This window comes from Achromobacter sp. JD417, from assembly GCF_041879325.1.
GTDB lineage: Bacteria > Pseudomonadota > Gammaproteobacteria > Burkholderiales > Burkholderiaceae_B > Achromobacter > Achromobacter mucicolens.
In genome coordinates this window covers 1,231,250-1,253,750 of record NZ_CP087159.1, presented here as the reverse complement: position 1 = coordinate 1,253,750, position 22,501 = coordinate 1,231,250, and the positions used below count along the sequence as shown (strand labels likewise).

The 22,501-nt window shown below is 65.6% G+C and carries 21 protein-coding genes and 2 tRNA genes; 4 read left to right on the top strand and 19 right to left on the bottom strand.

Annotated features, from left to right (window positions below; genetic code table 11):
• Positions 1 to 213: 213 nt before the first annotated feature.
• The 13 genes from LN047_RS05770 to LN047_RS05710 all read right to left on the bottom strand — a co-directional run bounded on the left by LN047_RS05770 (position 214) and on the right by LN047_RS05710 (position 13,329).
• A complete protein-coding gene (locus LN047_RS05770; RefSeq protein WP_056321552.1) occupies positions 214 to 1,473 on the bottom strand; it encodes a hypothetical protein in 1,260 nt (419 codons plus the stop codon).
• 31 nt (positions 1,474 to 1,504) lie between these two features.
• Entirely contained in the window at positions 1,505 to 2,992 is a 1,488-nt protein-coding gene (locus tag LN047_RS05765) for a DUF6844 domain-containing protein (RefSeq protein ID WP_373981303.1), read from the bottom strand.
• 11 nt (positions 2,993 to 3,003) lie between these two features.
• Complete coding sequence (locus tag LN047_RS05760) at positions 3,004 to 3,624, bottom strand: penicillin-binding protein activator LpoB (RefSeq protein WP_056321546.1); 621 nt, start codon at positions 3,622 to 3,624, stop codon at positions 3,004 to 3,006.
• A gap of 13 nt (positions 3,625 to 3,637) precedes the next feature.
• Positions 3,638 to 4,081, bottom strand: a complete 444-nt coding sequence (locus LN047_RS05755) for a hypothetical protein (RefSeq protein ID WP_180098972.1) — start codon at positions 4,079 to 4,081, stop codon at positions 3,638 to 3,640.
• Between the two features lies 1 nt (position 4,082).
• Positions 4,083 to 5,573 carry a hypothetical protein gene (locus LN047_RS05750; RefSeq protein WP_373981302.1) on the bottom strand — a complete coding sequence of 497 codons (1,491 nt, stop codon included), beginning with the start codon at positions 5,571 to 5,573 and terminating at the stop codon, positions 4,083 to 4,085.
• Positions 5,574 to 5,972: 399 nt separating this feature from the next.
• Positions 5,973 to 6,057: transfer RNA gene (locus LN047_RS05745), tRNA-Leu, on the bottom strand.
• A gap of 140 nt (positions 6,058 to 6,197) precedes the next feature.
• Entirely contained in the window at positions 6,198 to 7,187 is a 990-nt protein-coding gene (locus LN047_RS05740) for a Bug family tripartite tricarboxylate transporter substrate binding protein (RefSeq protein ID WP_373981301.1), read from the bottom strand.
• An 84-nt stretch (positions 7,188 to 7,271) separates the two neighbouring features.
• Positions 7,272 to 8,465 (bottom strand): alpha-hydroxy acid oxidase, encoded by a 1,194-nt coding sequence (locus tag LN047_RS05735; RefSeq protein WP_373981300.1) that lies wholly within the window; start codon positions 8,463 to 8,465, stop codon positions 7,272 to 7,274.
• Positions 8,462 to 9,847 (bottom strand): VOC family protein, encoded by a 1,386-nt coding sequence (locus LN047_RS05730; RefSeq protein ID WP_373981299.1) that lies wholly within the window; start codon positions 9,845 to 9,847, stop codon positions 8,462 to 8,464. The genes LN047_RS05735 and LN047_RS05730 overlap by 4 nt, the downstream gene beginning before the upstream one ends.
• Positions 9,848 to 9,929: 82 nt before the next feature.
• Positions 9,930 to 10,871, bottom strand: coding sequence for a LysR substrate-binding domain-containing protein (locus LN047_RS05725; RefSeq protein WP_180098966.1), 942 nt, complete (start codon positions 10,869 to 10,871; stop codon positions 9,930 to 9,932).
• Between the two features lie 77 nt (positions 10,872 to 10,948).
• On the bottom strand, positions 10,949 to 11,431 hold the full coding sequence (gene secG, locus LN047_RS05720; RefSeq protein ID WP_108006533.1) for a preprotein translocase subunit SecG: 483 nt from the start codon (positions 11,429 to 11,431) through the stop codon (positions 10,949 to 10,951).
• A 21-nt stretch (positions 11,432 to 11,452) separates the two neighbouring features.
• A complete protein-coding gene (tpiA, locus tag LN047_RS05715; protein WP_373981298.1) occupies positions 11,453 to 12,199 on the bottom strand; it encodes a triose-phosphate isomerase in 747 nt (248 codons plus the stop codon).
• A gap of 152 nt (positions 12,200 to 12,351) precedes the next feature.
• Positions 12,352 to 13,329: an NAD(P)H-quinone oxidoreductase gene (locus LN047_RS05710; RefSeq protein ID WP_062840447.1), complete on the bottom strand. Its 978-nt coding sequence runs from the start codon at positions 13,327 to 13,329 to the stop codon at positions 12,352 to 12,354.
• A gap of 124 nt (positions 13,330 to 13,453) precedes the next feature.
• Between LN047_RS05710 and LN047_RS05705 the strand changes: the two genes are divergently transcribed.
• Positions 13,454 to 13,541: transfer RNA gene (locus LN047_RS05705), tRNA-Ser, on the top strand.
• A gap of 63 nt (positions 13,542 to 13,604) precedes the next feature.
• The gene (locus LN047_RS05700; protein ID WP_271264392.1) at positions 13,605 to 14,042 is read left to right on the top strand and encodes a universal stress protein; all 438 of its coding nucleotides are present in this window, start codon (positions 13,605 to 13,607) and stop codon (positions 14,040 to 14,042) included.
• 1 nt (position 14,043) lies between these two features.
• Here LN047_RS05700 and LN047_RS05695 read toward each other — a convergent pair whose 3' ends face one another.
• The 4 genes from LN047_RS05695 to LN047_RS05680 all read right to left on the bottom strand — a co-directional run bounded on the left by LN047_RS05695 (position 14,044) and on the right by LN047_RS05680 (position 18,309).
• A complete protein-coding gene (locus LN047_RS05695; RefSeq protein WP_373981297.1) occupies positions 14,044 to 14,961 on the bottom strand; it encodes a hydroxymethylglutaryl-CoA lyase in 918 nt (305 codons plus the stop codon).
• A gap of 16 nt (positions 14,962 to 14,977) precedes the next feature.
• Positions 14,978 to 15,937 carry a tripartite tricarboxylate transporter substrate binding protein gene (locus LN047_RS05690; protein ID WP_062840444.1) on the bottom strand — a complete coding sequence of 320 codons (960 nt, stop codon included), beginning with the start codon at positions 15,935 to 15,937 and terminating at the stop codon, positions 14,978 to 14,980.
• 75 nt (positions 15,938 to 16,012) lie between these two features.
• The gene (locus LN047_RS05685) at positions 16,013 to 17,221 is read right to left on the bottom strand and encodes a CaiB/BaiF CoA transferase family protein (protein ID WP_373981296.1); all 1,209 of its coding nucleotides are present in this window, start codon (positions 17,219 to 17,221) and stop codon (positions 16,013 to 16,015) included.
• A gap of 173 nt (positions 17,222 to 17,394) precedes the next feature.
• Complete coding sequence (locus tag LN047_RS05680) at positions 17,395 to 18,309, bottom strand: LysR family transcriptional regulator (RefSeq protein ID WP_056321494.1); 915 nt, start codon at positions 18,307 to 18,309, stop codon at positions 17,395 to 17,397.
• A gap of 563 nt (positions 18,310 to 18,872) precedes the next feature.
• Between LN047_RS05680 and LN047_RS05675 the strand changes: the two genes are divergently transcribed.
• Positions 18,873 to 19,538 (top strand): SOS response-associated peptidase, encoded by a 666-nt coding sequence (locus LN047_RS05675; protein WP_373981295.1) that lies wholly within the window; start codon positions 18,873 to 18,875, stop codon positions 19,536 to 19,538.
• Between the two features lie 191 nt (positions 19,539 to 19,729).
• Entirely contained in the window at positions 19,730 to 20,272 is a 543-nt protein-coding gene (locus tag LN047_RS05670) for a PIN domain-containing protein (protein WP_056321457.1), read from the top strand.
• 59 nt (positions 20,273 to 20,331) lie between these two features.
• Here LN047_RS05670 and LN047_RS05665 read toward each other — a convergent pair whose 3' ends face one another.
• A complete protein-coding gene (locus tag LN047_RS05665; RefSeq protein ID WP_373981294.1) occupies positions 20,332 to 21,837 on the bottom strand; it encodes a tripartite tricarboxylate transporter permease in 1,506 nt (501 codons plus the stop codon).
• Positions 21,838 to 21,847: 10 nt separating this feature from the next.
• A complete protein-coding gene (locus LN047_RS05660; protein ID WP_063954841.1) occupies positions 21,848 to 22,270 on the bottom strand; it encodes a tripartite tricarboxylate transporter TctB family protein in 423 nt (140 codons plus the stop codon).
• Between the last annotated feature and the right edge of the window lie 231 nt (positions 22,271 to 22,501).

Sequence of the window (22,501 nt, the reverse complement as noted above, 5' to 3'; positions counted from 1 at the left end):
GGATGCAGGATGGCGCAGGCGCGTGGTGGCCATATGGTATGCGGGCATCTGCCCGCGCACAAGCGCGCGTTTGGCACGGCCGACCCGCGGATTTCGCCGGAACGGGCCCGGTTTCCTAGACGATCCCGGGCGGCGGCCGATTGTTTCCCAACATGGAAATCTGTTTTCCAGGCCAATCCGGAAACATTTTCCGGATTGGCTGGCCGATACGCCTCAATTATTGAGGAACACGTTAGCGCGATCCGGAGCCTGGGACTTCTCGGCAGCGGCCGATGCGCGCTTCGGGGCGGGCCGGGCGGCCGCCGGCGCCTGGACCTTCTTGTCGGTCTTGCGCACGATGTAACTGCCGCCTTCGCTCAGGGTGCCCGATGCCATCTTCAGGAAAGAGAACTTGGGCTTGACCTCCGTGACGCGCCCCAGCCCTACTTCGGATTCCATCGCACCCAGGGATTCGCCGCTCTGCGGATCGCGCAGTTCTTCTCCCACCAGGAAGACCGCGTAGGTGTCGCCCGCCGCGATGCCGCCTTCTCCGCGATTGATGATGGCCGTATCGCCCATCACCTTGATGACCTGCATCGGATAGATCGCATCCACCATGCGGGCAACCAGCTTGTCGGCGGCGCCGCCGATCAGCTTGTTCAGGGTATCGGCGCCGACACTGGTGGCGCCCGCATAGTTGCCGCCGAACTTCTGCGACCCCGACCATTTGATCTTGCGGGAAGAGAACTCGATCACTTGCAATTGCAGCGTGCCGCTGGCGCTGCTGTTGACCAGGACTTCGCCTGTCATGGCAATGGTTTCGCGCTGGTTGTTGCTGACGCCAAGACTCTGCAACTGGGCCACCACCAGATAATCGGCGCCACTGGCCTGCGACAGGCGGGCGACCTCGGGATTGGCCGCCGCGTCGCCCAGGATGAACTCCTTCTCATCCTGGAAGAGCCTGTCGTTTTCCCGATTCAGCACATCGAAGCGCCGCGTGCCCACCAGCGATTCGCCGACGGTCTGGATCAACTGAGGACGGAACTGCCTGCTGTTGCTGACTACGACCACGCTGCGGCGGTTGCTATCCGCGCCCAGGCGTTCGTACTTGGCGTAGCGCAGCGTGACGGTGGCTTCCCAGCCGCGGCCCGGAAACTCAGCCACGTTGTTGACGTCGTAACCGAGTATCGGCGCATTCTGCGGCGTATTGAGCGTCTGGCGAATGTTCTTGTTCATGGCGCTGACGACCGTGGAATGATCCTGATTGTCCACGGACGCATCGACAGACACGTTCTGCGTCACGAACTGCGCCGACAAGCGCACGCCAAACGCCTGCCCGGCCGCGCTGACCAGCGCGGCCTGAATGGCTTCTTCGCGGCTCATGCCCTGGCCATCGGCCGTCACGGTAGCCTCCGTGACTTGCGCCTGGGCGCTCGGCATCAGGCCAAGACAAATTGCCAACGAAACCAGCAGGGTCGAAAGAACGGCTTTCATGCAGTGATCCTGTAGGGGCGGTCAACCGCCGTTAAAAGTCATGCTTGCTGTTGATGGACTTCGACGAGCGGTTCTGATCGGTCGCCGTGGCTGACGCGCCGTTCGGCTGCGCGCCGTTGCCGCGCCCGCGCATCTGCGCGTCGATGGCGTTGGCGTTCTCCAATTGCCCGTACGTCCAACCCACCACGGTTCCCACGTGTTCGACGCCGTTGGCGTCCTGCGTGGACCAGCGCTTGACGATGCTCGTGCCGCGCAACTCGCCGCTTGCCGAGGCCGTGCCGGTGCGCGACCGCTTCTGGATCGTTTCGGCGATCTGTTCCTTGATCTGCTGGCTCTGGCCAACCTTGCCGTTCTCGATCTCGGTAACCTGGCGGGCCAGATCCTCGTTGACGTCGCCCATCTCCGTGCTCTCGGAGATCCGGATGTTGTTGTTCATGAAAGCAACGATGTTCGCCTCGGCCATCGCCTGCGCGATACCCTGGGCCGTCTGCTTGGCGCGAATCGCGCGCGACGCGCTCCAGCTCGGGTCCATCGGCACCGATGCGCGGCCATAGGAAAGCAGCATCGGACGACCGGCCTCGTCGTAAGTGAATCGCAGGCCGACCTCGTTCAGATAGCCCTTTTCATTGGCGGGCAGCAGATCCTTGAGCACCTTGGGGTCGCCCTTGACCAGCGTCGGCCGCTTGCGCGCGATGTCCTGCGCAAATTGCCGGGTCTTTTCGGACTGCACCGCAATCACGGCCACCAGCATGGCCTTCTTGCCATTTGCCGTCTGCGAGAAGATGCGCGTCTGCACCGGCACCAGGCCTTGCATGTTCTGGTAGGCCGACTTGGTCACGCTCTTGCTCAGGTTGTCCTTGAACAGCGTCTTCTTTTGCTCCACGGTCATCTTCTTGACGTCCTCCGCCGGGACGCCTTCCTCGACCAATGCGTTATCGAGTTTCTTGTCGAGCAGCGTCAGCGCCTTGTCGATCAAGGCTTCCAAGCGTCCGCCACCGGCTTTCAGCGCGGCTTCAAGCTCCACCGGATCGAAGACGTCCTTGTTGCTGGACTGGTCCTCAAAACGCGTCAGGATCGTCTGGGTGGTCAGGCGGCCATAGGTCGACAGGATGTAATCGGCCTGCATGTCGAACACGGCGCGCTCGTAGGCCAGGGCCAACTGCGTGCCGTAATGCGGATTGGCAGCGCTGTCGACCGACAGCGGCGCAAAGCCGGCGTAGAAGACTCGCCCATCCTGGGCCTTGCCCATCGCCTGGCCGAACTGCTCTTCGAACTCGGCCACCCAGTCTTCATAGCTCTGGACGGGCTCATCGCCCATGGCATTGGCGCCCGTGGCCTTGTCAAGCAGCGCCTCCGGCGCCTGGCCGGGAATGGGGGTCACGGCGTGCGCGCCCGCTGCGGGTTGTGCTGCGGGCTGTGCTGCGGGTTGTGCCGGGGTTTGCGCCAGCGCGGTTTGCATCGGCGTGCCGGCTGCGGCAAGCAGGGACAACGCCAGGACGATCGGGGTGAATTTGGACATGACGCGGCCTCTTACCAAGCGAAATTCTGATTGGGCCCCAGCTTCTCGATGGGGATCAGGGATTGGAAAATTTCCAGGCCGGTATCACGCTCAACCACGCGGAAATCAAATTCGTACTCCAGCTGCTGCTGCTTCTGCGCGCCGTCGACAACCGTGCGCTGACGGATCGCGCCTCCCATTTCCAGATCGGACGCGACCACGGTGCCATTACGGGCGACCGTCTTCTGGTTGAACATCTTGGACTTGCTGAGTTGACGCGAGTCCTTCACGAAGTCCGTGCGTTCGGCGCCCGTCGCGCCGGTAAAGATGAATTGGCCAGTCTTCGTCAGCGCGATCTTCATGCGCGAGGTCATGCTGGCGGTGTCGATGCGGAACGTCGTGTCGTTGACCACTTCGCCCATCTGCACGACCCACCGGCCGCCGCCCGGCTTCTTGGCATAGGGAGATTCCAGGAACTCCTGCACGGCCTTCTTCGACGCGTACTCAAAATCCGTGTTCTGCAGACCGAAGGACACCATGCCCGGCTGGCCGGTGCGGCTGAGATCGCCATTCGGGTTGCTGGAAACCACTGCCATGTTCTGGCAGCCCGCCAGCGACAGCGCCAGGAGGGCGATGAGAGATGCTTTTTTCATGGATGTTTGATGCTCAGTTTTCAACGTATATGCGCACGATGGCGCGCGTGGCCAGGGGATCCATGGCCGTGGACTGGATGATTTCCTGACGCCGGGGGTCCAACGCCAGGCCATCGACGACCTGGGCGCCGTTGACGACGCGGCGCCCGCAATCGTCAAACCACTGGACCGCGTATCGGACGCGCAGAATCACGCCGAAGGGCTGGGGGTCGCGCGCGTTGCGGACAGAGAACTGCACCGCCTTCATGCCGTTGCGCAGGTCGATCAACGCCGCGCCCTCCACCGCTGCCCCTTGCGGGCTGGCCTCATCCACGACCTGAAGGGCCGTTTCGGGGGCCAGTGTCATGTCGCAGGTGATGACCCGGGGCGCCGCGAGCGGCACGCGTGTTTCCCCCTGCACCCCGCCAGCAATCCCCGCCAGCAGGACGATGGCCAATCCTTGAACAAGCGGCCGCATGTCAGAGACCACCGGCAACTTTGACCGGCGCGGCAGCTTGGGTGACCGGCGCCTGGGCCGGCAGCGGCTGCACGTACACAGCCGGCTTGCCGGCCGTGCCGGACGCTTTCACCAGCACCAGCGTATTGACATCTTCCTGCAGCGGGATCTGTGCAAGGGATTCGCCCTGGGCGGCGGCCAGCGTCAGCAGACCGTCTTTCGGGCGGTCGACCACCACCATTTGCAGCGTGTCGGGCAGATTGGCCCAGGCGCGAACGTCCGCCTTGGTCAAGGCGTACTGCACGGCGCCGGTTCCCAGCTTCAGCAGCCCCGCCACCAGCGGATCCGCCTTCTGCTTGTCGATCTGGTTGTTCACAGCGGCCTGGGCGGTGGTCTTCAAGACCGTGGAAACCACGGCTTTGGCCACCACGCCCTTGTAGCCGGCATCGAACTCCAGCCCGGCCACTTCGTTCAGGTCGGTCAGGACGGCGGTTTCCTGCTGCGTCTTGCCCGAACCCACCTTCAGGCTGCCGTAGGCGGCCTGTCCGCGCACAAACTGGGGCAGCGCGATGCCGCTATAGGTGACCTTGTCGCTGACGATGAACAGGGGCAGGTCAATGCGAAACTCCTTGAACCCGGGTCCGACGCCGTCTTCGTACAGCACGATGACCTTGTTCTTCAACACGCCTTTGCCCTGCTGCAGCTCCCGGCTCAGGTAGGCAAGGACCGCATTGCCGCCGCGCGTGGCGCTGGCGGCGTTAGCGCTTTTCAACATGTCCCGGGACACGTTCGAGCGTTTGTCGGACGTGGACGAGGACGTCGCACGGAAGACGGCGCTCATGGCGTCGCCGGCCGACAGGCGGATCTTCGACGATTTCAATCCACTAGGCAGATCTTTCACGCCGTCGGCGATCTTCGGGCCCACCTCGGCCAGGCTTTTCTTGGCGCCCTCGCTCTTCTCGTCGGCCAGACCAGTCTTTACCGACGCGTTGACGGTATCGGAATAGGCCTTGAGCTGGGTCTGCGCGTTGCCCTGCCGGACCTGCAAGCGGTTGAAGTCCACCCGGGCATTGCTCTCGTCGCCCAGCATCAGATGGTTGATGGCCTGGTAGTAGTCGACGAGCGAGCCCTGGTAAATCTTGCCCTGATAGGCGCCGAACGCGCTGCTGGTCAGGGTCGTGCCGATCAGGTTGGCGACTTCGGCCGGCGTTTCGACCGTGTCTTCCTTCCAGTTCAACTGGGTGGCTGCGGCGTTGAAGGCGTCGCGGCTCAGCGCCCACATGCCGGCGTCGTTGAACGCCTTGCCCGCTTCCAGCGCGTCCAGCAGGCTGGCCGGGTCATACGTCGGTTGGCCCTTCGCGTCCAGGTAGCGCGCGGCATAAGCCTGGTAATCCGACGCGGCGAGATGGATGGAAGCGTCTTTCTCGCTTACGGTCCGCGTTCCCGCGCAACCTGACAGCACGGCAACAGCCGCAACCAGCACCCCCTTTCCCACCCACCCCATGCGGCGCATCCTGCTCTCCTTGTAGTTAATTCAAATACTTGGTTACATAGATCGGGTGCGATGGTAACACACGGTTATTTTTGACCACATTTCAAGCGTTATTTGTATCCAAATTGTGACACATTGGCGGGGTCTTCAGCGCGCAGGCCCAGGGCGTGAGCGGTTTTCGGAGGAGATCGGGAAACGGACGGGGAGTCACAAGGGGCTCGCGCCGTCAGGACGAGCAGGCGGATAGCGGATCGAGGGGGATGTCGCCGGGGTGGTCGGCGAGGGCGACGCCGGGGATGCAACCGGGCCAGGCGGAGCCGGCCGATGGGGTGACGAGTCCGGCGCCGAGCCTGACGCCGTATGAACAACAAAAAACCCGCATCCTCAAAGAGAGATGCGGGTTCATTGCGAGGAATTTCTTGGTGCCGACGGCGAGACTCGAACTCGCACAGCTTTCGCCACTACCCCCTCAAGATAGCGTGTCTACCAATTTCACCACGTCGGCTTGACCACTCCAACAAGGCGAACCTTGCTGGAAAGTCGAGCATTCTATCACGTAATTTTGAAAGCGGGAAAGCCGCCCCGCTTTATCCGTGAAGCGGCTGACGCGATGGTCATCGCTGCCCTCGCGCCCTGCCCCGCCGATCAGTTGATCTGCAGATTCGTCGCCTTGACCACGTCGCCCCACTTGCGGGTTTCGCTTTCCATGAACGCCTTGAACGCCTGCGGGGTGTTGGGCGGCGGGGGAAGCAAAAAGCCGTTGGTCTGGTAGCTGGCGGCCAGCGCCGAATCGGAGGTCAGGGCCTTGTTGATGGCGGCATTGACCTTCTGCACGATCTCCGGCGGCGTGCCGGCGGGCGCGAACAGGCCAAACCAGGCCGCCACGTCAAAGCCCGGCACGCCGGATTCGGCGATGGTCGGGATCTCGGGCGCGAACGGCACGCGGCTGCCGGTGGTGACGGCCAGGCCCGTCAGTTTGCCGGCGCGCACGTGTGGCAGGAGCGGCGGCAGGTTGTCGAAGATGGAGTCCACCTGGCCGCCCAGCAGGTCGGCCACGGCCGGACCGCTGCCGCGGTACGGAACGTGCAGGATGTCGATGCCGGTCTTCATCTTGAAGAGCTCGCAGCCCAGGTGGGCGGACGAACCGTTGCCGGGCGAGGCGCAGGTCAGCTTGCCGGGATTCTTCTTGGCGTACTCGATGTATTCCTGCACGGTCTTGACCGGCACGTTCGCGTTGACCGCGAGGATGTTGGGCACCACGTTCAGCAGCGCGACCGCGTCCAGGTCCTTGAGCGCGTCATAGGACATCTTGGAATACAGCGACTGGTTGATCGCCGTGGAGATAGACCCCACGAAGAACGTGTAGCCGTCCGGCTGCGCGCGGGCGACGGTCTCGGCGCCGATGTTGCTGTTGGCGCCCGGCTTGTTCTCGACCACGAAGGTCTGGCCGAATTCCTTGCCCAGCACGTCCGCGATCATGCGGGCGCTGATGTCGGTCGTGCCTCCCGGCGCGTAGCCCACGACCAGCCGCACGGGCTTGGTGGGATAGCCGTTTGCCTGGGCCTGGGCGGGGCCGCCCACGACACACGCGAGCGCCGCGGCAACGCCAGCCAGCTTGGAATAGATTTTTTTCATGTTTCCTCCTGTTGAAAGCGGTGGGGCGCGACGGTACGCCGCGCCATTTCTTGTTGTTGTCCGGGCCCGGCGGCCCGGTGGGAATCAGTCGGCCGGCCGGGAACGCCAGGGTCCGGCAGGTTGCACCGGCGCGATCAGGTCCGGGGTGACGTCGGCAAGCGTGGCGCAGCCCAGCAGCGCCATGTTCGTCGAGATCTCGCTGTGAAAGATCCGCGCGACCTTGCGGATGCCGGCGGCGCCCGCCACCGCCGCGCCAAAGAGCTGCGGGCGGCCGGTGAACACCATTCTCGCGCCCAGGGCCACGGCCTTGAGCACGTCGGCGCCGCGCCGGAAGCCCCCGTCGACCATCACGGGATAGCCTTCGGGCACCGCGGCCACGACATCGTGCAATGCCTGCAGCGGCGAAATGCAGCCGTCGAGCTGTCGGCCGCCGTGGTTCGACACGATCACGCCGTCCGCGCCCGCCGCATGCGCCATCCGCGCATCGTCGGGGTGCATGACGCCCTTGAGCACCAGCTTGCCCGGCCAGTTCTCGCGGATCCAGCGGATGTGTTCCCACGACAGCTTGTCGCGCTCGCCGCGGAAGCCGTTGGGCGGGTCCTGCGTGATGGGCGGGCCGATCTCTTCGTACAGGTTCGAAAACCGGGGCACCCCGCTGCCCAGCAGCGTGCGCATGAAGACGTTCAGCGTCCAGCGCGGATGCAGCATGCCGTCCAGCACGACGCGGCCGCTCATCTTGAACGGGACGGTGAAGGCCAGCCGTTGCAGGTTCTCGCGGTTAGCGCCCACGCAGGTGTCGATGGTCACCACCAGCACGGGAATGCTGGCCGCGCGCAGCCGCGCCAGCAGCTTGCCGATGCGATCGATGTTGCCCGGCAGATAGGCCTGGTACCAGCAGCGGTTGCCGGTCGCCTCCTGCAGGCGTTCGAGCGGCACGCTGGAGGCGCCGCTGATGATGAACGGAATACGCGTCTCCTGGGCCACGCGCGCCAGCGCCAGATCGCATTCGTGCATGACGATGGCCGAGAAGCCGGTCGGCGCGAAACCCACCGGCATGGCGTAGTCCTGGCCGAACAGGCTGACCTGGCTGCTGCGCTGGTCCACCACGCGCAGCCCGCGCGGCCGAAAGCCGATGTCGCGCGGGGCGCGCACGCTCTCGGCCAGCGACGCGCCGTCTTCCGTGCCGCCGCAGATGTAGCCTTCGACGCAGCGCGGCATGATGCGCCGCGCCTCGCGTTCGAAGTCACCCACCGACAGGCAGCGATCCAGCCGGCTCATGCGTCCACGGGCGCGGCGAGCGCCTGCAGGCAGGCCTCGAGCGAGCGCGCCTGCGTGTCGTCGTATAGCGCCAGCTCATCCAGCACGCGGGCGCCCAGCGCGGCTTCAAATGCCGTCTGGCTGGCATTCTGCGCGTACTCGGCCTGCGCCTTGTCGCCCAGGTTCGACTGGAAGATGCCGGCCGCGCTGACCGGCAGGAAGTCTTCGTACACCAGCGGTTCGTATTGGATGAACCCCGCGTCGATCAAAGCAGACAGTTCAGACGTCTCCGGCGTGCCAGTCTTGCCCGTCAGGAAGTAGCGGAAGTACGCCAGCCCCTGGTCATGCAACGCCGCGTAGTTGTCGGGAAATGCCGCAAAGCAATCCTGCAGGTTCTGCATGTACGCCGCCGCGTTGCCTTCGTTGGGCGCGCCGCTGATGCGGCTGCGGGCCAGATCCAGCAGCTGGTCGTACAGCGCACGGCCCTTGCGGGTCAGCGCCACGCCACGCTGCTCGATCTCGCCAAAGCGGGCCGTGTGGCTGCCCACCGCACTGGTGCCGTCGGCGCCCGCAAAACGCACGGGCTCTTCCAGCGCCTTGAAGCTGGTCTGACGCAGCAGGATCGGGCACTTGCGCGGCGGCGGGCCTTCGATGACGGCCTTGGCCGACACGCCGCGCCGCGGCATCTCGGCCTGCGCTTCGTCGATGTCCAGCGTGCGCGGCGTCAGGTGGTTGATGTGCGGCCCCTTGAACGCCACCACGTCGGCGATCAGGCGATGCTGGCCGTGCAGCTCGCGGTAGTCGTCCAGGCTGACGGTAGACTCGCTGTGCCAGCGGAAGGTATGCAGCGCCTCGGCCACAAACTCGCGCGCGTCGGCCTCGGTGAGGCCGCCTTCCGCCTCGAAGCGGGCAGTCAGCGCCAGCGCGCGGTCCGTGAAGATCTGGCGCGCCGCCAGGATGCGGGCGGCCTTCTCGCGCAGCGCCACGTCATCGATCAGTTCCAGGCGCAGCAGCGACGTGAAAACGCGGAACGGGCTGGCCTGCAGCGCCGCCTCGTGCGTGGCGCGAAAGGCCGTCGAATGCACGGGCACGCCCGCAGGCGACAGATCGTAGTAGCCGACCGGCTGCATGCCCATCACGGCAAACACGCGGCGCATGTTCGCCAGTTCCTCGGGCGTACCGACGCGGATCGCGCCGTGGCGTTCGATGTCCAGGCGTTCGATCTCGCCGGTGCGCGCCAGTTGCGCGGCCAGTTCCGGCTGCTCGGACATCGTCCGCGCATTGACCTGCGCCACAAGGTCCAGCAGGGTGTCGTACAGCGGGACTTCCTGCTTGTACATGTCGGACATGGCGCGCGAAAACCAGGCGCGGATCTGATCGGGATTGACGAAATTCTGACTCATGGCGGGCTCGGCACATCGGTAAACAAGGATGGCCCGCATGAGATCACGCCCGCCGGGGCTCGATCAAATGAAAAAAATCGGCTTAATCAGTCCGTTTTTTCATGGACTGCCCGCGCGTGCCGCCCCGCGCCTCCTGCTGGCGCGCCTCGTCGCGCACCCACGCGACGAACTGCTTGATCTTGGGCACCTCGGCGGAGTGTTCGGAATACGCCACAAAGTACGCGCCGTCACTGGGCTGCACGTAGCCCCATGGGATGACCAGCTTGCCGGCTTGCAGCTCTTCCTCGGCCAGCAGACGCGGCGTGAGCGCGATGCCGCAGCCGCCCTCGGCCGCCCTCACGCACATGTAGAAGGTGTCGAACCGCGGACCGTGATAGCTGCTGTCCGATTGATACTGCTGATGCGAGAAATAGTCGTGCCACGCTTCGGGACGCGACGCGCACTGGATCAACGTCTGTTGGCTCAGGTCGTCCAGGCTGGCGATCCGGCCGCCGCGCAGGAACCCGGGCGCGCACACCGGCACGACGTCGGCCTCGAAGAGCTCCAGGCACTGCGCGCCGGGCAACGTGCCGTGGCCAAAGAAGAACGAGATGTCGATCTTGGCCTGCATCAGGTCGAACGGGCGGGTTTCGCTGCGCACCTTGACCTGGATATCCGGATGCGCGGCCATGAAACGCTGCAGCCGCGGGATAAGCCAGCGCGAGCCGAAGGTGGGCTGGGTGCCGATCGTCAGCACCTGCGTTTCGCTCCCATAGGTCAGGATGTACCGCGAGGACATGTCCACCTGGTTCAGGATCGTCCTGACCTCGGATTGGTACAGCGCGCCGGCCGGCGTCAGTTGCAGCCGGCGGCGCACGCGCAGGAACAGCGGATTGCGCAGCAACGCCTCAAGCTGCGCAATCTGTTTGCTGATCGCGCTTTGCGTCATGTGCAGCTCTTCGGCGGCACGCGTGACGCTCATGTGCCGCGCCACCGCCTCGAAACACTGGAGCGCCATCATCGACGGCATCAATCGCTTTTCCATGGTTTCCCCACGCGGATCGCTTCAATATCGCAAGCATAAAAAAAGCCGGCTTGCGCCGGCCTTTCTGCTGCAGTCCCTTACTTTGCCGGAGCGGCGGGCGCTTGCGCCGGCTTTTCAGCGGCAGGCGCAGCCGGCGTGGCCGGGGCCGCGGGCACGGAGGCGTCGGGCGTGGCGGGAGCCGGGGTGGCAGGCACCGACGACGCGCCCGGCACGGACGATGCGCCCGGCGTGGCGGGCACCGAGGAGCCCGGGGCCTGCGGAACCGAACGGTCGGCCGGGAAGCTTTGCATCACGCCGGAATCCACGGCGGGACCGCTGGTGCCCTTGTGGCTGAAGTAAGCCAGGCCAGCGGTGGAGGCAAAGAACACGACCGCGGACCACTTGGTGGCGCGCGACAGGAAGTTCGCCGCGCCAGTGGCGCCGAACAGGCTGCCCGACGAGCCGCTACCGAAAGCGGAGCCCATGTCGGCGCCTTTGCCCTGCTGAAGCAGGACCAGGACAATGATAGCCAGCGCCGAGATCACTTGGACGGCCAGCAGAATTTTGAGCATCAGGGGCATTACAGACTCCGGAACGGAAACTTAGATGGCGGCAATTCGCAAAAACTCTTCGGCCACGAGCGACGCGCCGCCGACCAGGGCTCCGTCGATATCAGTCATGGCGAACAAACTGGAGGCGTTGGCGGCCTTGACGCTGCCGCCGTACAACACCTGAACCTGCGCAGCGCCGAGCGCGCGCAGGGCGGCGCGGATGGCGCCATGGACTTCCTGGGCCTGCTCCGGCGAGGCCGTGCGGCCGGTGCCGATGGCCCAGACGGGTTCGTAAGCGAGAACCATGCGCGAGACGGCGTCGGCGCCCAGCGCCAGCACGGGCTTGAGTTGACGTTCGATCACGGCCAGCGTGTTGCCGGCTTCGCGGTCAGCCAGGGATTCGCCCACGCAGACCACGGGCGTCAGGCCGGCGGCCAGCGCGGCCTGCGCCTTGGCGGCCACAATCTCGTCGGTTTCGCCGTGCAGGACGCGGCGCTCAGAATGGCCGACCAGCGCCCAGCGGCAGCCGAATTCCTTCAGCATCGAACCGGAGACTTCACCCGTGTACGCCCCCTTGTCGTGCGCGCTGACGTCTTGCGCGCCCCAGGACACGCTGCTGCCGGTCAGGGCCGACGCGGCCTGCGCCAGGTAGGGAAACGGAACGCAGATGCCGATTTCGCAGTGGCCCGCCGCATCCGCGGCACGAAGCTCGGTCAGCAACGCGGCGTTCTCGGCGAGATTGCCGTGCATCTTCCAGTTGCCCAGCACGAGGCGGGCGCGATTTTCGACTGAAGTCATGGCGAGTTTGTCTGACGATTGGGTCTGAGGTGGGAGGACCTGTTACAGGGGCTTTGTGCAGCAACCGCCCACGGGCCTGCCTGGAAAAAATTCCAGGCGAAACCCGAGATTGTATCCTGTTGCGCGGCGATACGCCGAACGCCGCGCGTTTCTTACATGGTCAGGATGATTTTGCCGATGTTTTCCCCGCCTTCCATCATGGCGTGCGCCTTGGAGGCTTCGGCCAGCGGGAAGGTGGCATGGACGATGGGCTTGATGGCCCCTTTTTCCAGCAACGGCCAGGCGTGCTCGCGCAGGGCACGCGCGATGGCGCCCTTGAAAGCCACCGGACGGGGACGCAAGGTCGAGCCGGTGATGGTCAGGCGGCGGCGCATGACCTGGGCGGTATCCACATTGGCGTGCGAGCCTCCCAGCTGCGCAATGATGACGATGCGGCCGTCATCGGCCAGGCACTGCATGTCGCGGGCGATGTAGTCGCCTGCCACCATGTCCAGGATCACGTCCACGCCGCGTCCGCCGGTGGCGTCCAGCACTTCCTTCACGAAATCCTGCGTCTTGTAGTTGATGCCCTTGTCGGCGCCCAACGCCTCGACGGCGCGTGCGCGATCATCGCTGCCGACGGTCGCGTACACCTTATGCCCCATCGCACGCGCCAGCTGGATGGCCGTGGTGCCGATGCCGCTGGCGCCACCGTGAACCAGCAGCGCCTCGCCCTCGGACAGGCGGCCGCGATCGAACACGTTGCTCCACACCGTGAAATACGTCTCGGGCAGGCCCGCGGCCTCGATGTCGGACAAGCCCTTGGGAATCGGCAGGCACTGCGCCACGGGCGCAACACAGTATTCGGCATAGCCACCGCCGGCCACCAGGGCGCAGACCTTGTCGCCCACGGCAAAACCGCTGCCAGCCACGTCGCCGCCGACGATCTCGCCGGCCACTTCCAGGCCAGGCAGATCGGACGCGCCACGCGGCGGGGCATAGTTGCCCTTGCGCTGGAACACGTCGGGGCGGTTGATGCCCGCAGCGGTCACTTTGATCAGAACTTCGCCGGCGCCGGCCTCGGGCGTGGGGCGTTCCACGGGGACGAGAACCTCGGGGCCGCCGGGGCGGGTGATTTCAACAGCGTGCATCGCGTGCCTCCTTTGCAGCAAATGGATTATTATTGCGCCCTTTGCGGCATATCGTGGCTTCGATCGGGCAGAATGTTTGCCTGGCGGCCGCGACACCTGGGTGACCACCCAGGCAAGCCCCCCGGGAAGCGTGGCAGAGTGGTCGATTGCACCGGTCTTGAAAACCGGCAACGGGCAACCGTTCGTGAGTTCGAATCTCACCGCTTCCGCCAGAATCAACGGCAACCGTCCCCTTCGGGCGTACCATGGACGGGAGATTCCCCCTGGAGGTTGCCATGTACAAGCACATACTCATCCCCATCGACGGATCCAGCCTGGCCAATTCCGGCCTGGAGCAAGCGCTTGCGCTTGCCCGCGAGTTGGGCGCCAGCGTCACGGTCCTGACCGTGTACAGCCCTTTCGAGATGCCTTCCATGGAAACCGTGCAGTTCGAAGGCATGCGCGGCGTCTACGAGAACCAGGCGCGCGAACTGGCTAGTTCCTATTTGTCCGAAGCCGCCGGCAAGGCCAGCACCGCGGGGGTGGCCTGCGTCACGGAAATGCGCGAAAGCGAGTCGCCGTACCAGGTGATCGTGGACGTGGCCATGACGCGCAATTGCGACCTGATCGCCATGTCCTCGCATGGCCGCGGCGGCATGGCTGCCCTGCTGCTGGGCAGCCAGACCCAGAAGGTGCTGGCGCACAGCACGCTTCCGGTGCTGGTGTATCGCTGAGCTACGCGGCCGCGTAGGTCTTGGGAATGCCGGCGGCGGCCACGCCGCTGCGCAGTCTTTCCTGCGGCAGTGAATCGGCCAGGAGCGGGCGCGCCGCCAGCAGGCGGGACAGGTCGACACCGGTCCGAAAGCCCATGCTTTCCAGCATGAACACCAGATCTTCCGTGACGATGTTGCCCGAAGCCCCCGGCGCGAACGGGCATCCGCCCAGCCCGCCCAGGCAGGAATCGAAGGCGCGGATGCCCTCGTCCAACCCCGCCAGCGCGTTGGCCAGGCCCAACCCCATCGTGTCGTGCAGATGCAGCTTGGTCAGCCGCGCCCCCACCGCGTCCTGCGTGGCCCGCACCGCCTCGCGCACCCGTCCCGGGTGGGCATAGCCCACGGTATCGGCCAGGGCGATTTCGTCGGCGCCGGCGCGCGCCACCGCTTGCGCGACGTCGGCCACGCGCCGCACCGGCACCTCTCCTTCGATCGAACAACCGAACGCCGTGGCAACGGCCGCGTCGATGCGCATGGGCCGCGCCTGCGCGCGGATCCAGTCGACGATGGCGGCCAGCATGTCGACCTGCGCATCGGTGCCCTTGCCGACGTTGGCGCGGCTATGCGTGTCGCTGACCGACACCGGAAACGCCATCACATGCGCGCCCGCCTCATATGCCGCGATCGCGCCCTTCAGGTTGCAGGCCAGCGCGCACACCGTCAGTCCGTCGATCTTCAGGACCTCGGGCAGGATGTCGCCGGTGTCCGCCATCTGCGGCACGAGGCGCGGCGACACGAAGCTGCCCACCTCGATCTCTCGCAGGCCGGCGTCGGCCAGTTGCCCGATCCAGCGCAGCTTGTCGGCGCCCGCCATCATGCCATTGGCCATCTGCAACCCGTCGCGCGGCCCGACCTCGCAAAGCCTGACTTCCTGGTTCATATGCGTTCCCGTGATCCTATTGCTGAATGACGATGCCGGCGCTCTTGATGGTTTGCCGCGCCTTGCCGATGTCCGACTGGATCAGCGCCGCAAACTGCGCGCTGGACACCGGATCGGTTTCCAGTCCCTGTGCCGCCAGCGCGTCCTTCACGTCCTGCCGGGCAAGCAGCTTGTTGAAGTCGGTGTTCAAGCGCGCCACGATGGCGTCCGGCGTCTTGGCTGGGGCAAGCACGCCGTAGTAGGTCACCACGCTGAAGTCCTTGTATCCCAGCTCGGCCACGGTCGGCACGTCGGGCAAGGCGGGATTGCGCTTGGGTGAAGTCACCGCCAGCGCGCGCACCTTGCCGGACTTGATCAGCGTGGCCGCCGAGGAAATCGACGAACCCGCGAACTGCAAATGGCCACCCATCAGGTCGGCCAACGCCGGGGCGGACCCTTTGTAGGGAACGTGCTGCATCTTGAAGCCGGCTGCGTGCTGCAGCATCTCCATGGCGATGTGCACGCCGCCGCCCGTGCCCGACGTTCCGTATGAGATCTTGTTCGGTTCCTTCCTGGCCGCCTCGATCACCTCGGGCAGCGTCTTGTAGGGCGATCCCTCGGCCACCAGCAGCACCATCGGCGTGGTGGCCACCAGCGCCACGGGCGTCAGGTCCTTGACGGGGTCGTAGGCCACTTTCATCAGCAGCGGAATCAGCGTGACGTTGTCGGACTGGCCGATCACCAGGTCATAGCCCTGCGCGGGCGACCGCGCGGCCTCCGCAAGGCCCAGCGCCGTGCCTGCGCCAGGCTTGTTCTCGGGCACCACCGCCCAGCCGTTCAGCTCGTGCAGCTTGGTGCTCATCAGGCGGCCGATGTAGTCGGTGCCGCCGCCTGGCGTGGACGGGATGATGATGCGGATGGGCTTGCTGGGATAGTCCTGCGCGTTTGCAGCACATGCCACGGCCAATGCAGCCAGCGCAACGAGTTTGCGGATCATGGTTGTCTCCTCTTTGATGGATGTCTTGGCGGTCTGGCGCCGCCTCGACAGGGATCGGGCGCTACTGCCCGTCGTTCATGCAATCACTCCCGAAGCGCGCAACGCGTCGATGCGCGCGGCATCCAATCCCAGGCCCTGCAGGATGGTGCGGGTCTGCGCGCCCTGCGTGGGCGGATCGAACCGCTTGCCCGCCTTGCGGCCGTCGAACTCGATGGGCAGCGCGGCAGCCGAGATTTCGCCGCCGTCCGGCAGCCGCGTTTTCAAGAGCGCGCCGCCAGCGTTCAAGTGCGCATCGTCGAGCAGATCGTGCGGCTGGCGGATCGGGCCATACGACAGGTTGGCCTCTTCCAGCGCGGCGCACAGCTCGTCGGTCTTCCACGTCTTCAGGATCTCGCCCACGCCAGGCACCAGCCACGACCGCGCGGCTTCGCGATCGACGGCGGTGGCCAGGCGCGGGTCCGCGGCCCATTCGGGCGGCAGGAATTTCTGCGCGAAGTTGCGCCATTGCGCATCGCCCACCACCGCGACGAACACCCGGCCGTCCGCGGTCTCGAAGACGTCGTACACACCCCATGGCGGCTTGCGCTCCGCCCCCATGGGTTTGGGCGCCGTGCCCGTCAGCTGGAACTGCGCGATGAACTGCGCAACGAGAAGAAGATTGTTTTCAAAGAGCCCGGACCGCACATGGCGTCCGCGGCCCGTCGCGTGGCGGTCGTGCAGCGCGGCCAGTGCGCCCACCACCCCGAACGTGCCGCCCAGGATGTCGTTGACAGACGCCGCCACCCGTTGCGGCGTGTCCGCGCCGCCGTTGATGTAGGCCAGCCCGCCCATCATCTGCACCACCTCGTCCAGCGCCGTGCGGTGCTTGTAGGGACCGGACAGAAAGCCCTTGAGCGACACATAGATGAGCCCTGGGTTCTCGGCCGACAGCGATTCATAATCCAGGCCGTACTGCGCCAGGCTGCCGTCACGGAAGTTCTCCACGATCATGTCGGTCTGAAGCGCCAGCTTGCGCACGACCTCCTGCCCCTCCGGCGACTTCAAGTCGATCGCCAGGCTCTGCTTGTTGCGGTTGAAGACAGGAAAGTAGCCGCTGCCGGATCCCTTCAGGCGGCGCGTGCGGTCGCCATCGATGGGTTCCACCTTGATGACGTCGGCGCCCAGGTCCGCCAGCGACAGGCCGGCGGCCGGCCCCATGATCATGTGGGACAGTTCCAGGACCTTGATGCCGCGCAGGGGCAGTTCGGTGCTGTCCATGAAGGGTGAAGCCGGTGCTGCTGTCATCTCGGGTTCCTCTTGCCAGCCTGTTCGATGGAAGCGCGGCGGCGGTCAGGGAAACGCGCCCGCCGCCGCCCGCCTGCCTGCATGATCGCGGGCGGGCGGCCAGGGCGGGTAGCGGTCTTTCAGCACGGGGGCATTCTCGTTTGGGAACGTCCGGGTTACCCCTGAGACGCCCGTCAGCTGCCCAGCACGCCCAGATGCGCCAGCAGCGCACGGGCGGCCGGCGACAAGGCGTCCGGATCCCGCACCGCGACGCACAGCGGCGTGCTGGACCAGGGTCCCTCCAGCGGAATGAATCGGATGTCCAGGTGCGCCAGCCGCGCCTTCAGGTAATGGGGCACCACGGCCACGCCCATGCCGCGCGCCACCAGCAGGCAGATGGTCTCGTGCGAACTGACCCGCGCGCTGATGCGGCGCGACACGCCCGCGTCGCGCGCGGCCTGGTCGAACACGCTGCTGATGCCGTTGTCCCGGTTCAGCTCGATCAATTCGAACGGCAGCAATTGCGCGTACCCCAGCGTCTCGCGGTCGGCCAGCAGGTGCCGGCCGGGCACCACCGCCGCCAGTTCGCAATGGCCAAAGGGAAATACCTGAAGACCGTCGTGGCCGAAGTCCGATCCCGCCGCCACGTCCGCCTGCCCTTCCAGCACGGCACGAAAGGCGGTCTGCGTGGTGTCCTCTTCCAACGAGATGTCGATCTGCGGGTTCGCGCGGCGAAAAGACTGGATCTGCGCCGGCAGGTCACCCGACAGGGCAGCGAAACTCACCGCCAGCCGGATATGCCCGCGCACCCCGGTCGCGAATCCCGCCATGTCGCGGTGCATGCGGTCCATGTCTTCCAGCACGCGGCGCACGTGCGCGGCCAGCGCATCGCCCGCCGGCGTCGGCTGCACGCCCTTCACGCCGCGCTCGAGCAGCGGCACGCCAAACGCGTCCTCCATTTCCGACATGCGCTTGCTGACTGCGGACGGCACGATGTTTTCACGGGCGGCGGCGCGCGCCAGGCTGCCCTCTTCCAAGGCGGCCAGGAACAGGCGCAGGGAAACGGGATCGATGTCGCGGGACGGCGGGGCGGGCGGGCTGGGTTTCATGGCGCAAAGTGTCGTCCGGAGTCCGGGCCCGCAGGGATCGGGGTTTACCCGCGCGCGGCCGCGGCAACAAATCGCCGCCGCGCGCGCGGCCATGCGGTCTAGATGGTATAGTCTCGCCCGCTGCCGGCCCCACGCGGACCGCGCATCGCCCGAGTGGTGAAATTGGTAGACACAAGGGACTTGAACAAATTTGAGCCCTTTGGAGGAAACTCCAAAGGTGTAGCCCGTCAAACTCGGTGAAGGCCCTGGACCCCGTCCGCGCTAATGCCGAGCCAAGCCCCGGTGGCCAACCGGGGAAGGTGTAGAGAGCAGACGGCGGGCACCTAAGGCCGGCAAGGCTATGGTGAAGGCGTGCTCCAGACCACGAACAGCAAGCCTGTGCTGGCGGCGAAAGCCGAAGTGGTAAGAAAATCCCTCGGCCTCGCGGCCGTACCGGTTCGATTCCGGTCTCGGGCACCACCCCTCGCATCACCCCCGCACTGGACAAACCGCGCATCGACGCGGCAAGCTTAAACTTCGAGACGCGCTCCCAGCGCGCCGCCCGATAGTCCGGGGAGCCGTCCATGTGTTCGCACTATCAGACGTTGAAAGACGCCGAACTGCTGCTGCAGAAGTTCGGCGTGCGCCGCAAACCCGCCGCCATCGGCAAGTACGACATGTGGCCTCGTTACGAAGGGCTGTTCGTGCGCCGCCCGCCCGAACATGACGCGGGCGACGATGCCGTCCCGGACCGCGAGGCGGTCACCGGCCGCTGGGGCTTGATCAGCGCCATGACCCGCACGGGCGGCCTGGACCGCGCCAGCAAGCTGTCGACCTTCAACGCCCGCGCCGAGACGGCCGCCGCGTCCTACACCTTCGGCAACGCCTGGCGCCGCGCGCAACGCTGCATCATTCCCGCCGACGCGATCTTCGAACCCGACTGGACCTCCGGCAAGGCCGTGGCCACCCGCTTCACCCGCGCCGACGGCAAGCCCATGGGCATCGCAGGACTGTGGGACCGGTATCGCGACGCGGCGGGGCAATGGCACGAGACCTACACCATGCTGACCATCAACGCCGACCTCGATCCCCTGTTCAGCCGCTACCACCAGCCCGGCACGGAAAAGCGCATGGTGGTGATCCTGCCTGAAGGCGCATACGGCGACTGGCTGACCGCCACAGCGGAGCGAAGCCGCGAAATGCTGGTCCCGTTTCCGGCGGAACAGCTGTCGGGCACGCCGCTGGGTTGAGCGCGCACGTCTTGCCCCGCCCGGCAGCGCGTCCAAAAAAACACTATCCTTCTGCCTCGCCTTCCATTTTTCCGCCCGCCCGGGCGTCCGCGGCGCGCAGCGTGTGCGCGTTTTCCGGACCCGCGGCCGTACCGATCTTGAGCCTGCCCCCTCCTTCTCCCCCGTTCATCGTCCTGGACGCCTGCGTCCTCATGTCTGGCATCCTGCGCCGGCTATTGCTGCGGCTGGCCGAGGCCGGGGTGTTTCAGCCCGTGTGGACCGAGCGCATAGGCGAGGAATGGCGCCGCAACGCTTGCCGGATCTGGGATATTCCGCCCGAGGTAATGGCCGATTTCTGGGCGGACATGAACGCGCGGTTTCCGGCGGCCCTGGAATCGGACACGCAGGTCTATGAGGCGTCGTTGCGCTATAGCGATCCCAAGGATTTCCATGTGATCGCGGCCGGGCTGGCGCGGCGCGCGCGCTGCGGGCTGCCGCAGACGCCGACCGTCCAGGTGCTGACGTGGAATCTGAAGGACTTCAACCGTTCCGAGCTGCGCCGGCAGGGTCTGGACGTCTACAACCCGGACCGGATGCTGGTGCAGTGGTGGCACGCGGGGTCCGAAAACATGCAGGATGCGATCGCGCAGATTCCGGCGGACTATGTCGCGCTGGGCCGTGACCCGGAGCCGTTGACGGCAACCCTGCATCGGGAACGCCTGTACGGCCTGAAGAACCTGGTGGCCCGGCAATAAAAAAAGGGTCTGGCCGGCTTGCGCCGAACCAGACCCGGAGCCAACCGGATCCAAAAAAGTCAGTCGACCTCGACGAAGGCTTCTTCGCGCTTCTTGCGCAGCGCGGGCAATGCCACCAGCACCAGCAGGATCGCGGCAAGCGCGAGCAGCGTCGCCGACAGCGGGCGCGTGACAAAGGTGGAGAACTCGCCACGCGACAGGAGCAGCGCCCGGCGGAAGTTTTCTTCCATCATGGGCCCCAGCACCAGGCCAAGCAGCAGCGGCGCGCCTTCACACCCCAGCTTGCTCCACACGTAGCCGATGATGCCGAAGATGGCGAACATGAAGATGTCGAAGGCGTTGTAGTTCAGTGAATACACCCCGATCGTGCAGAAGACCAGGATCGCGGGGAACAGCATGCGATACGGCACGCGCAGCAGCTTGACCCAGATGCCGATCAGCGGCAGGTTCAGCACCACGAGCATCAGGTTGCCGATCCACATCGAGGCGATCAGCCCCCAGAACAGCTCGGGGTGGCTGGACATGACCTGCGGACCGGGCTGGATGTTGTGGATGGTCATCGCACCGACCATCAGCGCCATCACCGCGTTGCCCGGGATGCCCAGGGTCAGCAGCGGGATGAACGAGGTCTGCGCGCCGGCGTTATTGGCCGATTCGGGACCGGCTAGACCAGCCGGGTGGCCCTTGCCGAAGCGCTCCGGCTCCTTCGAGAGCTTCTTTTCCAGCGTGTAGGACGCGAACGCCGACAGCACCGAACCGCCGCCCGGCAAGATGCCCAGGGCCGAGCCCAGCGCCGTGCCGCGCACGATGGCGGGCGCGGCCTCGCGGAATTCCTGGCGGTTGGGATACAGCGAACCCACCTTGTCGGTGATCTCGACCCGGTTTTCCTTCAGTTCCAGGTTGCTCATGATTTCCGACAGGCCGAACACGCCCATGGCCACGATGGCAAAGTCGATGCCGTCCTGCAGTTCAGGAATGCTGAAGTCGTAGCGCGCAACGCCCGAGTTCACGTCGGTGCCGACCATGCCCAGCAGCAACCCGAGCAGGATCATGCAGATGGCCTTGGGCAGCGAGCCCGACGCCAGCACCACGGCGCCGATCAGGCCCAGTGCCATCAGCGAGAAGTACTCGGCCGGCCCGAACGCAAAGGCCACTTCGGCCAGCGGCGGCGCAAAGGCCGCAATCAGCACGGTGGCGATGCTGCCCGCAAAGAACGAGCCGATGGCTGCCAGTGACAGCGCGGCCCCAGCCCGCCCGTTTCGGGCCATCTGGTGCCCGTCCAGCACGGTCACCACCGCCGAGGTCTCGCCCGGCAAGTTCACCAGAATGGCCGTGGTCGAGCCGCCATACTGCGTGCCGTAGTAGATGCCGGCCAGCATGATGAGGCCCGCGGTGGGCGGCAGCACGTAGGTGATGGGCAGCAGCATGGCGATGGTCGGCACGGGTCCGAGTCCCGGCAGCACCCCCACCAGCGTGCCCAGCAGGCAGCCGATGAATGCGTAGGTCAGGTTTTCGGGGGTGAATGCCACCGAAAAGCCCAGCATCAGGTTTTGAAGCAGTTCCATGTCCGGCCCCTTAGTTCGTCAGCACGCTGGGCCACAGCGGAAAGATGAGACCCAGCCCGCGAATGAACGCGAGGTAGGAGAACGCCACGAGGAACAGGCCGTTGGCGACGGCGACCTTCCAGTTGAATTCGTGGCTGGCAATGCTGCTGATCACGACGAGCAGGAATACCGAGAGGTACAGCCCGAGATAGCGCAGGGAAAAGCCGTACAGGAACACGGACCCGACGACGAGAAAGAGGATGCGAAAGTCATAGCGGCTGATCGTCGTGGTCTCGGCCCGGGGGGACAAGGCGCTCATCAGCACCGTCGCGCCCATCAGCGCCAGCACGATGCCGAGCCAGAACGGAAAGTAGCCGGGGCCCATGCGCGCCGCGGTTCCCATGGAATACGTGGTCGCCTGCAACGCGAAGCCTCCTCCCACCACGATAAACATCACGCCAGACCAGAAATCCTGTCTGTTTCTTATCAATCTGCTTTCTCCCTAATTCGTCGCAGCCAGCAAAAGACAGCTTCAAATGCGAACGTTTCTCTTTCGACGAAGCCGCTTCAACGGGCGGCAACGACATGAACGCGGGATGGTAAATCGTGCGACGACACATTCCCTATGGGTATCAACCATGAATTTCCGGGGGATATCCCGCGAACATGGAGTGGACACAAGGCG